This is a genomic window from Cupriavidus basilensis (assembly GCF_008801925.2).
Classification (GTDB): Bacteria; Pseudomonadota; Gammaproteobacteria; order Burkholderiales; family Burkholderiaceae; genus Cupriavidus; species Cupriavidus basilensis.
Genome location: NZ_CP062804.1, coordinates 1,919,435 through 1,935,882, shown reverse-complemented (window position 1 = coordinate 1,935,882; position 16,448 = coordinate 1,919,435). Strand labels below are relative to the sequence as shown.

Here is a 16,448-nt window from a genome sequence, read left to right as displayed (position 1 = left end):
AATGCGCCGGGGCCGGCTACTCGTCCAGCCAGGACCCGCGCAGATCGCTCTTTTGCAGCAGTTGCAGCAACGTTTCGGCGGGCCGGCTCAGGCGGCCCGCGCGCAGCGAGATGAATTCCACCTCCGGCAGCGCCGGCAGGCTGTCGCCGTTGACCAGTGGCGACAGCCCGCGCCCGGACAGGTATTGCGCGCGCACGGTAATGCCCAGCCCGCCACGCGCGGCGGCGATGCAGCCCGAGTGACTGCTGCTGGTGCAGACGATCTGCCAGCGCATCCCGGCCTTGGCCAGTGTATCGAGCACGATGGCACGCGTGACACTGGGCTCGGGCACCAGGATCAGCGGCAGCGGCTGGCGCAGGTCCGCCACCGTGCCGGGCCGGGCTAGCCACTCCAGCTTGCCCCTGAACAACGGAGACCCGCGCCGGTCGCCTTCGCGGCGCTTGCCGATCATCAGGTCCAGCGCGCCGGCATCCATCAGCTCGTAGAGCTTGCCGGTCATGCCGATGGTGATCTCCAGTTCCACATCCGGATGCGAGTTGCGAAATGCCGCCAGCACATTGGGCAAGGGGCCCAGCGCGAGGTCATCGGAAGTACCCAGGCGCACGCGGCCCTGCAGGCGCGGCGCATTGAACTGGGACTCCGCGCGCGCAATGGCATCCAGGATCAGCCGCGCGTGCGCCAGCAGCGCCTCGCCGTCGGCGGTCATGGTCAGGGTGTGGGTATCGCGCACAAAGAGCCGGCGCCCGACGTGCTGTTCCAGGCGCCGGACGTGGTCGCTGACGCTGGATTGGGAGAGGCCGAGCTGGCGCCCCGCGTCGGTAAAGCTGTGCGCGGCGGCTACGGTGGCGAAGGTCTTGATCCAGACAGGGTTGAGCATGCCGCATTGTCATCGGATTTTCCGATGACAGTCAATATACCTAGCGGGGTTCCCGATTGGCATGGCCGGTATTAACATCGGCTGCATTCCTGGCACTGGTTTTGCCCCGATCGCTTCTTGCACGGTCCATTCCAGATGCCGCGCCGGTCATTGCCCCTGATTGCCGGCACTTGCCCCGAGACGTACCAGATGACCAGCCAAACCTCGCAAAAGGCCATGTTGTGGATTGTCGCAGCGGGCTTTTTCATGCAAACGCTCGACACCACCATCGTCAACACCGCGTTGCCCGCGATGGCGCGCAGCCTCAACGAAACCCCCCTCGACATGAAGCCCGTGGTGGTGGCCTACACGCTGACCATGGCCATGCTCACGCCGGCCTCGGGCTGGCTGGCCGACCGCTTCGGCACCCGTCGCGTGTACTTCGCCGCGATCCTGATCTTTGTGCTGGGCTCGCTGTTCTGCGCGGGTGCGCAGAACCTGGACCAACTCGTGATCGCCCGCGTGATCCAGGGCGTGGGCGGCTCCATGCTGCTGCCGATCGGCCGGCTGGCGGTGCTGCGCAGCGTCTCCGGCGAGCAATACATCGCGGCGCTGGCCTTTGTCTCGGTGGCGGGGCAGGTCGGGCCGATCTTTGGCCCGGTGCTGGGCGGCTGGATCGTGCAGTCGGTGGCCTGGCACTGGATCTTCCTGATCAATGTGCCCGTAGGCGCCATCGGGATGCTGGCGGTCTTGCGCTACCTGCCCGACCACACCGTTGGCCGTGCGCCGCCGTTCGACTTTGTTGGCTGCGGCTTGTTGTCGCTTTGCATGGTGGCATTCTCGCTGGCGCTGGACACCCCGCACGAGGCAAGCCACGCGGCATGGAGCGGCGGCCTGTTCGCGCTGAGCCTGCTGTCCGCGCTGCTTTACATCCCGCATGCGCGGCGCCGGCAAAACCCGCTGTTCCGGCTGGCGCTGTTCCGCGAGCCCAATTTCAGCGTGGGCCTGGCCGGCAACCTGGTGTGCCGCATCGGCTCGGGCGCGGTGCCGTTCCTGATGCCGTTGCTGCTGCAGTTGCCGATGGGATATTCCCCGCTGCATTCGGGGCTGATGCTGCTGCCGGCCGCACTGGCCGGCGTGGTCGCCAAGCGCTGGATCGTGCCACTGGTCAAGCGCTTTGGCTATGACAACTTCCTGCTGGTCAACACGGTATTGGTGGGTGGCTCGATCGCCTCGTTCGCAGCGATTGCGCCGGGCTGGCCCGTGGGCCTTGCCATTGCGCAGCTCGCTTTGTTCGGGGCCACCAACTCCATGCAATTCGCTGCCATGAATAGCGTGACGCTCAAGGGTTTGAGCGTGGAAGACGCAGGCAGCGGAAACAGCCTGTTCTCGATGGTGCAGATGCTGGCAATCGGCCTCGGGGTTACCATCGGCGGCGGGCTGGTCAGCATGTTCACAGCCCAGCTGGGCGTGGCCGGCACAGCCTACCGGCTGGCGTTCTTCACCGTGGGCATGATCACGCTGCTATCGGCGCTGGTGTTCCGCCGGCTCGATGCCGAGCAGTTCGACAAGAGCCGCGGCCCGGCCAGGTAGCCAGCCGCTGATGTGCCCTGGCGCAACGCGCCGCGCCGCGCGCCGGCTTGCCCCGTCATCACTCGGTCACGCCGTTCTCATGCAGCAGCCGCTCGCACTCGTCGAGCAGGTCGTGCGCAAAGGCCGACTGGTAATTGGGGTCCAGCGCTTCCATCATTTCGTGGGCGGTGTACAGTCCGGCCTCACGCGAGAGCGTGCCGGCGAGCTGGCGTGCGAACTGATCGCTCAGTTGTGACAGCAAGCGCCGCTCGGCCAGCGCCAGTTGCAGCTTGGAGCGCGATAGCCACAGGCTCGCCAGGGTGGCGCCCTGCGCATCGGTCATCCATTGGCGGTGTTCGTAGAATGCCGACAAGCGCTCGGCGGCGAGCGCAAACAGCAAGGCCTTGCGGGTATTGAAATCGAGCTTGAGCGCGGGCGCTGGCGCGGAAGCAGAAGCCGAAGCGTCGGGGGGAGAGGTTTTCATGATGACTTGCAATCTTGCGGTGGGGCGCGAGCCTACCACGCTATCCGATGTCGGGGCGACGTCCGTGCGGGTCAGGATTTCCCGGCCGCCGCGAAGCGCGCATTCAGCCAGGCGCCGATCGCCTTGATCTCTTCCATGCAGACCGAGTGCGACATGCGGTAGGTGTGCCATTCCACCTTGCAGCCCAGTTTTTCCACGGTCTCGCGCGCCAGCAGGCCGAGCTGCACGGCCACCACGTCGTCCTCGCTGCCGTGTCCGGCAAAGATCGGCGTGGCGCGGTTGGCTTCGCTGAACTCGGCGGCAAGCATTGCCGGCGCGGGGATGTAGGTGGAAAGGGCGATGATGCCGCCCAGCGCCTCGGGATGCGTCAGGGCTGTGGTATAGGCCACGGCCCCGCCTTGCGAGAACCCCGCCAGCACTACGCGGTGGCTGGGTACGCCGCGCTGGTTCTCCCGCGCGATCAGGGCGCGGATGGCATCGCGGGAGACCCGGATGCCGGCCTCGTCCGCATGGCGGCGGGCGTCATCGAGCGACTGGATGTCGTACCACGCCGGCATGACGTAGCCGCCGTTGCAGGTAACCGGGATGGCCGGCGCGTTGGGAAACACGAAACGCACGCCGGGCGCGGACGCCAGGCCCAGCTCCGGCACCACGGGCACGAAATCGCTGCCGTCGGCGCCGAGCCCGTGCATCCAGATGACCGACCACGTGGGTGACGGCGCGGTTTCGATTTCAATGGCTGGCAGTAGTGCGCTCATTTCGATGTTCCTTGTTCCCGGATCCTGATCGGGCCCCCTTGCCGGCACGGCGAGCGCGCTGGGCGCCACTGCCCGGTGCGGGGCAATGTGTTTGTGCGGATGGCATGGGGGTGGCCGCGTGAGGCGGCAAGTATCGCACAGCGCCCGCGCGGTGCCGGCGGCTGGGCTATCGGGAACGCTTCAGCACGTGCCGCGTGTCATGCGAGCGGATGGCCGCGGCGGCTTCAAGCCGCGCGGCACGGCATGAGGGCAAACTGTCAGGCTGCTGAAGGCACGGTAGGCACTGTGATGAGGCCGGGCGCGGAGCGGGGCGTTTGCGCATGCTCCGCGGCGACGGGAGCGCGCCGCTTGTCCACGACGCTCTCGACGCCGGAGGCGGTCACCTCCTCCAGGAAGGCGACCAGGTCGCGGTAGTAGTCAACCTGCATCTGTGCCTCCAGCAGGCGACGCTCGGCTTGGAATAAGGTAAGCCGCATTTGCTGCAATTCCCTTGCTGCGATTTTCTCCGGGGTGGGCGGACTAAACATGTCTGCAAGCGAACGCATGGCAACCTCCCGCTATCGACGGCTTCGAATTGAAGCTCCTGCCATGCAACCAATATAGTAAAAAAACGCGCATTTCAGGTTCTGTCGCGCGCCGTCCACACGGTCGATTGCCGGCGCGCGGTGGCAGGAGTAAATTGATCGTCCGGTGTTTGCAAGGCAGCTGGCAAGGCTTACATGGCGAGCGTTCCCGGCTCCGGCTGCTTCATTTTTTCCAGGTAGCCATGGATCTGCGCGACCACCGCCGCGCCTTCGCCCACGGCCGCTGCAACCCGCTTGGTGGAACCCGAGCGCACGTCCCCGATTGCAAAGATGCCTGGCACACTGGTCTCCAGCGTGGATGCCGGCAGGGTGCCTTCATGCGGCGTGTCTGTGCCGGTCAGCACGAATCCCCTTGCATCCACACGCACATTGCAACTGGCGAGCCATCCCGTATTGGGATCTGCGCCGATAAACAGGAACAGATGCCGGACCGGCACCTCGGTCACGCGATCGCTGTCGCGCGAGCGATAGCCGATGGTGGCCAAGCGTTCTTCCCCGCCCAGGGCTACGATTTCCGTGCCGGTATGCAATTCGATATTGGGCTGGGCCGCGATGCGCTCGATCAGGTAGCGCGACATGCTGGCCTCCAGCCCCGATGCCCGGATGAGAATGTGCACGCGCTTGGCGTGCGCGGCCAGGAACACGGCGGCCTGCCCCGCGGAATTGCCGCCGCCCACCAGCACGACCTCTTCGCCGCTGCACAGGCGGGCTTCCACCGGGGAGGCCCAGTAGTAGACGCCCCGTCCTTCGTAGCGATCGAGTGCCGCGATGGCGGGGTGGCGATAAGCTGCGCCACTGGCAATGACCACGGTCCGGGCAGCAATCTTGCGGCCATCGCTCAGCTCGATGCGCTGCGGATGTTCACCGCAATGCAGCGCGCTCACCTGCAAGGGGATGGCAAGGTGTGCGCCGAACTTCTGGGCTTGCACGAAAGCCCGGCCGGCCAATGCTTGTCCGGAAATACCCGTGGGGAAGCCCAGATAGTTTTCGATGCGCGAGCTGGCGCCGGCCTGGCCGCCTGGCGCAAGGCTGTCGAACACCGCAACGCACAGGCCTTCGGAAGCGGCATACACCGCGGTGGCCAGACCCGCCGGACCTGCACCCACCACGATCACGTCGTAGATATAGTCCGGGTCGAATTCGGGCAGCAGGCCCAGGCAGGTGGCAAGCTGGCCCGCGTCCGGGCAGCGCAGCACCGCGCCGCCGGGGCAGATCACCAGCGGAAAGTCGCCGGGCGCGGCGCCGGTGAAATCGAGGAGTGCGCACGCATCGGGATCGGTATCCGCGTCGACCACGGTATGGGGGTAGCCGTTGCGCCGCAGGAACGCCTGCAGGTGCAGCAGGCGCGCGTCGCTGCCGCGGCCCAGCAGCGTCGGACCATTGCCGCGCTCGATCAGGCCAACGCGGCGCAGGATCAGCGCACGCATGATGCGCTCGCCCAGTTCTGCTTCCGCGACCATCAGCGCGCGCAGCCGGTCGGGTGGAATCGAGATGGCCTCGACGTCTTCCAGCGCCAGGCCGTCGACCAGCGCGGGCTTGCCCGATAGCTGCCCCACTTCGGCAAGGAAGCTGCCCGGTCCGTGCTCGCCGACCACAGACGCACGGTCTAGCGCGTCGCGCTGCAAGACGCGCACGCGGCCCCGCAGTATCACCACCATGCCGTGGGCGGGGTCGCCGGTGCGAAACAGGTATTCATTGGCGCGCCACTGCCGCGGTGTGCCGAAATGCTGGAGCCGCACGATCTCGGCGGCGGTGAGCAGGGGCCACATCTGGTGGCGCCGGGACTCCATCGGCGAGAACGCCGCGGTGGCTGCCTCCTGCTCGATGGCCAGGCCTGCCGCAACAATGGCTTGCGGGTCAGGGGGTTGCAGGCTTCCGATAGCGTTGTCTGCGCTCATGGCTGTAGGGCCTCTCCCGGTGGCACCGCGCTGCTGCCGGTGCGGATGAGTCGAGTGCTGCTGGTGCGTGCGCGGGGAAGCCCGGGCATGGTCCGGAGAGTGTGCTCGTGATGCTGCGTTGCGGCAATCCTTCGTTGTCCGCGCACCCCAAAAGCGTAGTACACGCGGGGCATCAAAGGGCGGTAGTGCCAAATAGTGATCTATGGCTGTCTTTGTGGTTGCTGCGGCTTATGCCGTTGGTGGATATCGTAAGTACAACCTAGTAAAAACCCTTGACTATCTACTTACAGGTAGATAAGATGTGTTCCATGGACGCCGCAGCAAGGTAACGCTAAGCAGACATGGCCCAGCCGGCCGGTTTCCAGCGCAGCAAACAAGTAACAAGACGAAAGTCATTTTTTTTGCCCCGCTTCTCTACCTAGTGATAGGTAAGAGAGTGAAAAAAACGACGAACCAGCTAAAACCCGGTCCCCGCGGCCAAAGCAGACCCCCGGACCCATGCTTCGATTGGAGAACATCATGAACACCAAGCTTTTTGCCAAGTCCCTGCTCACCGCCGCCACCCTCGCCGCAGCGTTCGCTGCCGGCCACGCCCAGGCTGCCGCAACCGTTACCGCCGACAAGTACGGCTATGAATACCGCACCCGCGACGTCTACAGCGACGGCGCCCGCAGCGGCAAGTTCGATGCCTTCACCGAAGGCGCGCGTGCCGGCAAGGCCGATCCGTTCACCGACGGTGCCCGCGTTGGCAAGACCGACCCGTACACGGATGGTTTCCGTACCGTCGCAGGCCTGGATCGCAGCGGCGTGTCGTCTGAACCCAGCCGCAAGTTCGACCCGTACACCGACGGCGCCCGCAACGACAAGCGCAACCCGTACTTCGACGGTGCCCGCAGTGGCGCGCGGGACGTGTACACCGACGGCGCAAGGGCCTGAGTCAAAACCGGTACCTCTCTGGTCTCGATGACCAAGGTGCCGGACTGCATGCATCACCCCGTGGCGTCAGCGTAACGGCGCACGGATACCAGGAGCGAATCATGAACCGTTGGCAAAGTTTCCGGATGTTGGCAGGCTGGGCGCTGGTTTGCGTTGCCAGCGGCTCCATGGCCACCGTAGTGGCACAGGCACTGCCCGCCTGAGGGTTCCCCGGGATCCGCAGCATCCGTGGTAAAGAAGGCATAGCGCAGCGTCCCCACGCTGCCCGCGAATCGGCGCGCCCAATGTGGCGCGCCGAAGCTTTTTCCAGGCCCCGTGAATCCAGCCCGGATCGCTGCGCCTGGCTAGCTTGCCAGGCGCTTGCTCCAGCCGCGCACAATGCCCGTTGTCAGGGCGGTGCCGGCCAGGATCACGGCGCAGCCCGGCAGCATCGAAGGGGTGATGCGCTCTCCCAGGAACAGCGCACCCCACAACACACCGAAGGCCGGGATCAGGAATAGCGCGGTCATTGCCCGTGCGGGTCCCGCCTTGGCGATCAGGCGAAAGAAGAGCACATAGGCCAGCGCGGTGCAGGCGGCAGTCAACGCGCCCAGCGCCAGCCATGCGTGCGCGCTTGGCTGCGTGGCCGGCCACAGCCAGGCTGCAGGCGCACACAGCAGCAGAGCCGATGCGAGCTGGCTGCCCGCTGCCACCGTCAGCGGCGGCACGTCCGCCAGGTACTTGCGGGTGAAGTTGGCGGAAAAGCCATAGAGCAGGGCAGCTGCCAGGCAGGCCAGTGCAGCCAGCCCGACGGCCTTGCCCGCGGCGCCGTGCTGCAGCCCGGCCTTATCCCATACCAGCCACAGCACCCCGGCGAAGCCCAGGGCCAGCCCGGCTATGCGCGGCGCTGCCAGGCTTTCACGCAGCCACAGCCAGCCGATCAGCGCGGTAAACAGCGGCGTGGCCGCGGTGAACATGGCGGAAAGCCCAGCGGGAATGGTCAGCGCGGCAAAGCTGAACAGCACGAAGGGCAGCGCGGAATTCGTGATGCCGACCACGGCGATCGCCCACCAGCGGCGGCGCAGGCAGGCCAGCCCGCCGCGCCAGGCCAGCAGCGGGAGCAGCAGCAGGGCCGCGCCGCCGGCGCGCCCGCCCGCCAGCGGCACGGCGCCGAACTCACCCGCACCCAGACGGATAAACAGGTAGGAGGCGCCCCACAGGGCGGCCAGGGACAGCAACATCGAAAGCTCGGAGCGTTTCATTTCCAGGCACCTCATGGGGGATGACAGGGCCAGGATAAGACGGCAAACTGGTACCAGAAAAGAGCAAGAAATCAGAAAATATATGGATCCAGACTTCGCCTTCCCGATCCGCTTGCCGGCGGCCGGATCGCGCCATTTGCTGCGCAGCCTGCACGGCCAGCTTAAGGAGGCAATCCTGGACGGGCGCCTGCGTCCCGGCTTGCGCCTGCCTGCTACGCGCGCGCTGGCCCAGGCCTGTGGCGTGTCGCGCAACACCGTGGTGGCCGCCTACGACCTGCTGCTGAGCGAGGGCTATGTGGTGGCGCGCGATCGTGGCGGCACCTATGTGGCGGGGCTGTTGGCGCGCACGCGCGAGCCAGCCCCGCAGCCCGGTGCGCCCGAGGCTGAGCGCCGGCTGGCCGCGTTCTGGCGCGCGCCGCCCTTGCCGCCTCGGGAAGCTTCGCCGCTGGTGCCGCGCTTTGATTTTCGCGTTGGCGTGCCCAGCCTGTCGGCATTCCGGGCAGACCTGTGGGGGCGCCTGACGGCGCGCACAATGCGGGCGATGGCCCATGCGCCAGTGGCCTATGCCGATCCGCAAGGGCAGCCCGCATTGCGCGAGGCGATTGCCAGCCACGTTTCGTTTGCGCGCGCGGTCGCCTGCCAGGCTGGCGACGTGGTGGTCACGGCGGGCGCGCAGCAGGCCTTCGACCTGCTGGCCCGCGTGCTGGTGACGCCCGGGCGCACCGTGGTGGCGATGGAGGACCCGGGCTACCCGCCGGCCCGCGCAGCCTTTGCCGCCGCCGGCGCCAGGATCGTGCCGGTGCCGGTGGACGCGCAAGGACTGATGGTGGACCGGCTGCCCGCCGATGCGCGGGTGATCTACGTCACGCCATCGCATCAGTTTCCCCTCGGCCATGCCATGTCGGCGGCGCGGCGTGCGGCCCTGCTTGCGTTCGCGCAATCGCACGGCGCGGTCATCGTCGAAGACGATTACGATGGCGAGTTTCGCCACGCAGAGCGCCCGCTCGACGCCCTGCAGACCCTCGATCGCGCCGAATCCGTGTGCTACGTCGGGACCTTCTCCAAGAGCCTGTTTCCCACGCTGCGGCTGGGCTTCGTGGTGGCCCCGCGGTGGGCCCGGCAGGCCCTCACGCTGGCCAAGCAATGCAGCGACTGGCATTGTGCTGCCACCGCGCAGGACACGCTCGCCGCCTTCATCGCCGAAGGGCACCTGGCACGCCACGTACGCAAGATGCGCCGGCTTTATGGCGTGCGCCGCCAACTGCTGCTGGATACGCTGCGCGCTGATTTCAGCGGCCGGCTCGAGCCGGTGCCCTGCGCCGCCGGGCTGCATCTGGCCGCGCTATGCGTTGGCCATGCCGATCCCGAGCCGCTGGCGGAGCGCGCGAGGGAGCAGGGCATTGGGGTCTGGACCGCGCAGGAGTACTACCTCGGCCCGCAGGATCGCGCGGGCTTGCTGTTCGGCTTCGGCGCGATCGACGAGGCGGGCATCGCGGCAGGGCTGAAGGCGCTGCGCAAGCTTTGGTGAGGGCCGGCGCGCTCAAGCCTGGATGCACGCGGTGCAACGTCTGGCGCTTTCGGTCGACGATGATGCGGTGGCACGGATTCTTTGCTCCGCGCCAAAATACGTCACCCGCAGGGTGCCAGGTACGCTCCCAAAGCCGCTCTGCCAATCTGATACGTTGCTTCCTCGCGGTGCACCGCGAAGCCCAATTGCCGGTTGATCGAGAGCATGGCAGCGTTGGCATTGGCGTTGTAGGTAGTGACCATCTGCACTCCCGGGCGGCGCTCTCGAACAAGCTTGAGCATGCGGGCCTTGACTGCCTTGGCCAATCCCTGCCCTCGCCAGGGCTGTGCGACTGCCGTCAGGTTCTGGTGAACTCGGCCCGGGAACCGTTGGTCCCAGTTGGCATCGCACGCTGCGGCTATGTTGCCCTCGTCGCGCAGCAGCACCATGAAATGATCCCCGCCGCGCCTGTCCATATCTGCATACCAGGTTGGGTAGCTCGCTAGCTCATAGCGCAGACGGGGCCCATCGAGAGTCCCTAGCGGTTGTTCGTTCAGCAGCGAAGTCAATGGTTCCATCAAGGATTCGAGCCTCGCCATTGGCACGCGTCCCGCATGAATTTCCCACGACAGTTGCGAGCAGCGTAATGCGGGGGGCTCGCCCCATCGATCTAGCGCATCCCAGTCCACCTGGTCAAACAACAAGCGATTCTCAACATTGCGCAGCTTGCAATCCGCCCCGATCCGCGCCATGTACGCGTGGCCCTCGGGCAGGTGAACCTTGGTTGTTGCGATACGCTTGGCGCGCTGGTCCATGAAGTGCGCCAGTCCTTGGAGAAGGGCCCTGCCAATGCCTTGGCGCCGGTGATCGCGCAGCACCCCGCCCGAAATATCCACATAGTCGAGGTAATCCTCGCTCCCGGGTGACCCTTCGCGGCGACACGAAAGGGTCAGGATGCCGACCATTTCGCCATTGCGCAGGGCCAGCAATCGCTGGGTCTCGTGAATCGGGTGCTGTTGGCGCAGGACATTTTCTGCCTCGTGGTCAGGCATGACCGGATCTTCCGGAAAGTCCTGACCTAACCGAAGCCGCCGAAACGCGTGAAACTGCTGCCATTGCGCAGGGGTTGCGGCTGCGGGGTCCAGGCGATGGAGTTCCACGGGTGCACGATCGGAGGAGAAATGGGGCATGGGCCGGAATCCGACTTCGAGGCGATACGCTCGGCACACGAGCCTATCACAGCGTGAGCATGACCACCCCGAGGCGCGTACCCCGCGCTAACGCCGCGGCGCCTTCTTCGGCGGCGCGCCAAGGGCGCCGGACGCGGCGGCTTGCACGATGCGCCGGAAGGTGGGGCATTCCATGTGGCTAGGCGCCGGGCAGGCGGCGGCGTGGCGCAGGCCGTCGCGCATGGCGCTGAGCTTCTTGATCGTCCTGTCCAGTTCATCCGCCTTGGCTGCGAGCATCTGCCGGTCGATACGGGGCTGTCCCTGCGGCGCGAACATGAGGGCAATTTCGTCGAGCGAGAAACCGGCGGCGCGCCCTAGCGCGATCAGTGCCAGCCGTTCCAGCACGCCGGCATCGAACAGGCGGCGCAGCCCGCGCCTGCCGGTAGAGGCAATCAGCCCCTTTTCTTCATAGAACCGCAGCGTCGACGCGGGAACGCCGGACTGCTGCACCACTTCGGCTATGTCTAGGCTTTTCACCCTCTTGACCTCAAGTCGACTTGAACTGGCACAGTCTAGCTTCCGCCCCCTGGGGCAGCAAAGGAAAACGATCATGGACGTCACACAACGGGCCGAAAGCGAGCAGGCGCCGCTCTGGAGGGGCCGCTCCGGGCGCGCCTGGGTCGAGGCGCAGGCGCCGCTAGACCAGATGTTCAAGCCCTTCGAAGACCTGCTCGTCAAAGCGGTCTGCGCCGGCGCCGGGCACCGGGTGCTGGATGTGGGCTGCGGTACGGGCAGCACCACGCTCGCCGTAGCGCGGCGGCTCGGCGCGAAGGGCCATTGCACCGGCGCCGACATTTCGGATCCGATGATCGCCGTCGCGCGGGCGCGCACCGAACGCGAAGACATCACCGCATGTTTCATCCGCGCCGACGTGCAGGACCATGCCTTCGATCCCGCAAGCTTCGATTGGATCATCTCGCGCTTCGGCGTCATGTTCTTCGACAACCCGGTTCTGGCCTTCAAGAACCTGCGCCGCGCCGCGCGGGACGGCGCGGATCTCTGCTTTATCGCGTGGCGCAGTGCCGCGGAAAATCCGTTCATGACGACGGCCGAGCGCGCCGCGGCAGCGCTGTTGCCGAACATGCCCGCGCGCCGGCCGGATGCGCCGGGGCAGTTTGCCTTCGCGGACCGGCATCGGATCGCTGCTTTGCTGGAAGACAGCGGCTGGGCCGAAATCGACATCCGGCCGATCGAGGTGGACTGCACCATGCGCGAGTCGGATCTGCTCGGCTACCTCTCCTGTCTTGGTCCCGTCGGCCTGATGCTTCAAGAGGTGGACGAGCGTACGCGCGAACAGGTCATCGAAACGGTCCGCGCCGCCTTCGATCCCTATGTGCACGGTGTTGAAGTTCGCTTCACCGCGGCCTGCTGGATGGTCAGCGCCCGAGCGCGGCCTGCGCCAGGCACGCTAAAGGGAGCCACCCATGTCTGACGCGGTGGGCTACCTGATGTGCGCTGTCCTGATCGGGGCGGGCGCGACCGTGGTGATGGACATCTGGGCCGCGGCGCGAAAGCGGCTGCTCGGCATTCCTCCACTGAACTATGCTCTGGTGGGCCGCTGGCTCGGCCATCTGACGCGCGGGCGCTTTCGCCACGCTCCCATTGCGGCTTCGCCGCCCGTACGGGGCGAGCGCCTGATTGGCTGGCTTGCCCACTACCTGATCGGCATCGCGTTTGCGGCTACACTGCTGGCCTTTTGGGGCCTTGGCTGGGCGCGTCATCCAACTCTTGGCCCGGCGCTGATTGTGGGAATCGGCAGTGTCGCCGCACCGTTTTTCGTGATGCAGCCAGCCATGGGGGCGGGCATTGCCGCCAGCCGTACTCCGCGCCCGGGCGTCGCGCGCTTGCATAGCGTCGTCACGCACGGGATATTCGGCCTGGGCCTTTATGGGGCCGGTTGGGTGGCAAGCTGGCTGGACTCGCTTGCATGGCGGAGTTTCTGGTAGCGCTTGCGTGCCCATCTGGACCCCAATCCGATGGGCGCTGCCAAAAAGCGATTCAGCGGTTTATCCACATAATCCATCGAAATTATCCATTTACCTTATATTGCCGCGCTCCCTACACTTTGCGCCAACGCCCCCCTTAGCAGGGCGTACGACAAGAGAGGAGCAAGTATGGAGACCACCTTGGCGCGCCGCACGGCGGCGCTGGCGCTAGCTTTGCCGTTGCTCGCCTGCGGCGGCAACGATGACGGCGCAAACACGGGAGCCGCTGCCACGTCCGCCGCGGCGGCCACCCCGGGCATGACGCTGACCATCACCGCGCGGGAAGACATGCCCGGCACCTACGGCAACGTGGGCGCCTACGAAAAACTCACCGGCACGCTCAAGGGTGAGGTCGATCCCGCCAATGCACATAACGCCATCATCCAGGACCTGGCGCTGGCCCCGGTGAATGGCCGCGGCCTCGTCGAGTACACCACGGAATTCGTCATGCTCAAGCCCAAGGACATGAGCAAGGCGGGTGGCGTGCTGCGTTACGACGCGCCCAATCGTGGCAATATCCTGACCATGCCGAACCCCACCGCGGTGCCCGGGGATTCGCTCTACTTCGAGCGCGGTTACGTGCTGCTGTACTCGGCCTGGCAGGGCGACGTGCCGAAGAGTTCGGCGGCACGCCTCACGCTGACTGTGCCGGTGGCGAAGAACAAGGACGGCAGCAGCATTACCGGCCCGTATGCGGCGGAGCTGATCCCGAGCGTGGCCAGCCCGTCGATGAGCCTGCCGGGCGGCGTGTTCAACAGCACGATGATTCCCTATGCGCCGGCCAGCCTCGACAACACCTTGCCGGACTATACGCTGACGCGGCGCGTAAACGAGACCGACCCGCGCGTAGCGATTCCCGCCACGGACTGGAAGTTCGCCACCTGCGATAACGCAGGCAACCCCTTCCCAGGCAAGGCCGACGCTGCCAACGTCTGCCTCAAGGGCGGCTTCGTGCCGGGCTACCTCTACGAGATCACCTACGTGGCGAAAGACCCGAAGGTGATGGGTGTGGGCCTGGCGGCGCTGCGCGACACCATCACGTTCTTCCGGCACCAGGCCGCGGATTCGGCGGGCACGCCCAATCCGGTGGCGGGCGCGGTGCGCTTTGCCATCGGGCAGGGCACCTCGCAATCGGGCAACGCGATGAAGACCTTCCTGCATCTTGGCTTTAACCAGGCGCTGGATGGCAGCAAGGTGTTCGACGGCATCTATGCGCACGTGGCCGCGCGCCAGACCAATATCAACACGCGCTTCGCTGTGCCGGGCGGCGGCGGTGGCCTGCGCACCGACCATCGCGCCTTCGGGCAGACCGCGCCGCGCGGGCTGGCCGCCGACTACCAGGACACGCTGGCGGGCCGCACCGGCGGCGTCATGCAGCGCTGCACCGCTACGCAGACTTGCCCGAAGTTCTTCCTCGGCCTGTCGGGCACGGAGTTCTGGCAATTGCAGGGCTCGCCGGTGCTGACCGATCCCTACGGCTTTGCCGACCTGAAGCAGCCTGACAATGCGCGCATCTACTACTACGCCAGCACGCAGCACGGCGGCAAGTCGCCGCTGATCAGCTACGCGCCAGTGTCGACGGTGTACCCGGCAGGTTCCATGGTCGATTTTGCCGATACCTTCCGCGCGCTGTTCGTCGCGCTGGAAGACTGGGTGGCTCGCGATGTCGCGCCGCCGGCCAGCCAGGTTCCGGCCATCGCCGATGGCACGCTGGTGCGGCCCGATCAATTGACCTTCCCCGTGACCAAGGGCATTACCTGGGCCGGCGCGGGCAGCAATGCCGCGATTCCCGCGCTGCAGTACCTGGCGCGCTATAACGGCTTCCCGCTGCTCGACTACGGCCCGACCTATCGCCCGCAGGATGAGTCCGGCATCCCGACCCTGCTGCCGCCGTCGTACATGGGGCGGGACTACGCCATCATGGTGCCGCAGGTGGATGCGCAGACCGGGCTGACCAAGGCCGGCATCCACGCCGTCGACGTGGACGCGCCGGTGGGCACCAGCCTGGAGTTCAACTACGTGGCCACGCCGGGCATTGTGGATCTGGTCAACCTGAGCGGCAGCTACATTCCTTTCCACAAGACCGAGGCCGCGCGCATTGCGGCTGGCGATACGCGGCCCTCGCTGGAGGCGCTCTACACTGACCAGGCCGGCTACGTGGCCAAGGTGCAGAGCGTGGCCGCCGGGCTGGTGGCCAGGCGCTTCCTGCTGCAGGCGGATGCCGACCGGCGCGTGGCGAGTGCGCAGGCGAATCCCGTGCTGCCCTGAGGGAAGGGGCTTTTGAAGGGGCTGTGATGCGGCGGGCGGGGCGCTCCGCCCCGCCTAGCCCGGAAGCCTCGCTGCGGTTCCTGCGCCTTGCCATCCGGGATCCGCGGCAAAGCGCTGCGCAAGGAAGTCCAGCATGGTGCGCAGGATTGCCGGCATTTGCCGGCGCGATGCGTAGACGCCGTGGATGCCAAGCGCCTGGGGTTGCCACCCGGGCAGCAGGGCCACCAGTTGCCCGCTGCGCAGCAGCGGCGCGGCAGAGTAGAGCGGCTGCATGGCGATGCCGGCGCCCGCCACCGCGGCGGCCAGCAGCACGGTCGATTCATTGGCGCTGAGGTTGCCCTGCACCGGCACCGCCAGCGTTTGCCCCGCGCGTTCCAGTTGCCACAGGCTCTTGCCGAAGTACGAGTAGGTGAGGCAGTTGTGCATGGCGAGGTCCTGCGCCTGGCGCGGCATGCCGTGGGCGGCGATGTAGGCGGGCGCAGCGCAGATCACCGAGGCGCAGCTTGCCAGCGGGCGCGCGATCAGGTTGGGGTCGAGGTCGTTGGTGATGCGGATCGCCAGGTCGATGCGTGCCTCTACCAGGTTGACCGCCTGGCTGCCGATATGCAGGTCGACGGCGGTTTCCGGATAGCGCTCCAGGTAGGCCGTCACGGCCGCGGCCAGCACGGACTCGGCCAGCGATTGCGCGCAACTGATGCGCAGCATGCCGCGCGGCATGCCCGCGCGCTCATGCTCGGGCCGCGCCATCTGCGCGGCGATCTCCAGCATCTGGCGGCAGCGCAACAGCGCTTGCTCCCCGGCGGGCGTCAGGCTCAGGCTGCGCGTGGAGCGGTGCAGCAGGCGTTGCTCGGCCCAGGTTTCCATCTGCGCGAGATAACGGGTGACCATGGCGCGCGACATGTCCAGCGCCTCGGCGGCGGCCGTCATGCTGCCGCGTTCGGCAATGGCTACGAAGACTTCGGCGGCGGTGATGCGGTCCATGGATTGCGTTGGCGGGTGACGCTGGTGATCTGGTGACGTGACGCTGGATTAGCTTGTTGCCCTATTTGATCGATTGATGCAACAAAGATGTTCATTCTATGGGGTTTTTGTACTGGTCTGTGCAAATTAAGCTGGCGGCTTCCTTGATT

The 16,448-nt window shown here is 66.5% G+C and carries 15 protein-coding genes; 6 read left to right on the top strand and 9 right to left on the bottom strand.

Annotated features, from left to right (window positions below):
- Window positions 1-16: 16 nt before the first annotated feature.
- A complete protein-coding gene (locus F7R26_RS29455) occupies window positions 17-877 on the bottom strand; it encodes a LysR family transcriptional regulator (protein ID WP_043354809.1) in 861 nt (286 codons plus the stop codon).
- 189 nt (window positions 878-1,066) lie between these two features.
- Between F7R26_RS29455 and mdtD the strand changes: the two genes are divergently transcribed.
- Window positions 1,067-2,449, top strand: a complete 1,383-nt coding sequence (mdtD, locus tag F7R26_RS29450; protein ID WP_150989315.1) for a multidrug transporter subunit MdtD — start codon at window positions 1,067-1,069, stop codon at window positions 2,447-2,449.
- A 58-nt stretch (window positions 2,450-2,507) separates the two neighbouring features.
- Here the strand turns inward: mdtD and F7R26_RS29445 are convergent, their stop codons facing one another.
- From F7R26_RS29445 to F7R26_RS29430, 4 genes are all read right to left on the bottom strand, one after another.
- Window positions 2,508-2,912, bottom strand: coding sequence for a hypothetical protein (locus F7R26_RS29445; protein ID WP_150989312.1), 405 nt, complete (start codon window positions 2,910-2,912; stop codon window positions 2,508-2,510).
- 71 nt (window positions 2,913-2,983) lie between these two features.
- Window positions 2,984-3,670 carry an alpha/beta hydrolase gene (locus F7R26_RS29440; RefSeq protein ID WP_150989309.1) on the bottom strand — a complete coding sequence of 229 codons (687 nt, stop codon included), beginning with the start codon at window positions 3,668-3,670 and terminating at the stop codon, window positions 2,984-2,986.
- 257 nt (window positions 3,671-3,927) lie between these two features.
- Window positions 3,928-4,215 carry a hypothetical protein gene (locus F7R26_RS29435; RefSeq protein ID WP_150989307.1) on the bottom strand — a complete coding sequence of 96 codons (288 nt, stop codon included), beginning with the start codon at window positions 4,213-4,215 and terminating at the stop codon, window positions 3,928-3,930.
- Between the two features lie 170 nt (window positions 4,216-4,385).
- Window positions 4,386-6,152 (bottom strand): FAD-dependent oxidoreductase, encoded by a 1,767-nt coding sequence (locus F7R26_RS29430; RefSeq protein WP_150989304.1) that lies wholly within the window; start codon window positions 6,150-6,152, stop codon window positions 4,386-4,388.
- 519 nt (window positions 6,153-6,671) lie between these two features.
- On the opposite strand from F7R26_RS29430, the gene F7R26_RS29425 reads away from it, so the two are divergent.
- Window positions 6,672-7,088, top strand: coding sequence for a hypothetical protein (locus F7R26_RS29425; protein WP_150989301.1), 417 nt, complete (start codon window positions 6,672-6,674; stop codon window positions 7,086-7,088).
- Between the two features lie 344 nt (window positions 7,089-7,432).
- On the opposite strand, the gene F7R26_RS29420 is transcribed toward F7R26_RS29425, so the two are convergent.
- Complete coding sequence (locus F7R26_RS29420) at window positions 7,433-8,329, bottom strand: DMT family transporter (protein WP_193692177.1); 897 nt, start codon at window positions 8,327-8,329, stop codon at window positions 7,433-7,435.
- 82 nt (window positions 8,330-8,411) lie between these two features.
- Between F7R26_RS29420 and pdxR the strand changes: the two genes are divergently transcribed.
- Window positions 8,412-9,857: a MocR-like pyridoxine biosynthesis transcription factor PdxR gene (gene pdxR / locus F7R26_RS29415; RefSeq protein ID WP_150985617.1), complete on the top strand. Its 1,446-nt coding sequence runs from the start codon at window positions 8,412-8,414 to the stop codon at window positions 9,855-9,857.
- A 101-nt stretch (window positions 9,858-9,958) separates the two neighbouring features.
- Here the strand turns inward: pdxR and F7R26_RS29410 are convergent, their stop codons facing one another.
- Entirely contained in the window at window positions 9,959-11,026 is a 1,068-nt protein-coding gene (locus F7R26_RS29410) for a GNAT family N-acetyltransferase (RefSeq protein ID WP_150985616.1), read from the bottom strand.
- Between the two features lie 87 nt (window positions 11,027-11,113).
- A complete protein-coding gene (locus tag F7R26_RS29405; RefSeq protein WP_150985615.1) occupies window positions 11,114-11,542 on the bottom strand; it encodes a helix-turn-helix domain-containing protein in 429 nt (142 codons plus the stop codon).
- 73 nt (window positions 11,543-11,615) lie between these two features.
- Between F7R26_RS29405 and F7R26_RS29400 the strand changes: the two genes are divergently transcribed.
- The 3 genes from F7R26_RS29400 to F7R26_RS29390 all read left to right on the top strand — a co-directional run bounded on the left by F7R26_RS29400 (window position 11,616) and on the right by F7R26_RS29390 (window position 15,318).
- The gene (locus F7R26_RS29400) at window positions 11,616-12,497 is read left to right on the top strand and encodes a class I SAM-dependent methyltransferase (protein WP_150985614.1); all 882 of its coding nucleotides are present in this window, start codon (window positions 11,616-11,618) and stop codon (window positions 12,495-12,497) included.
- Window positions 12,490-13,011, top strand: a complete 522-nt coding sequence (locus F7R26_RS29395) for a DUF2938 domain-containing protein (RefSeq protein WP_150985613.1) — start codon at window positions 12,490-12,492, stop codon at window positions 13,009-13,011. Before F7R26_RS29400 ends, F7R26_RS29395 begins: the two co-directional genes overlap by 8 nt.
- A 168-nt stretch (window positions 13,012-13,179) precedes the next feature.
- Complete coding sequence (locus F7R26_RS29390) at window positions 13,180-15,318, top strand: alpha/beta hydrolase domain-containing protein (RefSeq protein WP_150985612.1); 2,139 nt, start codon at window positions 13,180-13,182, stop codon at window positions 15,316-15,318.
- A gap of 54 nt (window positions 15,319-15,372) precedes the next feature.
- On the opposite strand, the gene F7R26_RS29385 is transcribed toward F7R26_RS29390, so the two are convergent.
- On the bottom strand, window positions 15,373-16,299 hold the full coding sequence (locus F7R26_RS29385; protein ID WP_150985611.1) for a LysR family transcriptional regulator: 927 nt from the start codon (window positions 16,297-16,299) through the stop codon (window positions 15,373-15,375).
- Window positions 16,300-16,448 lie beyond the last annotated feature (149 nt).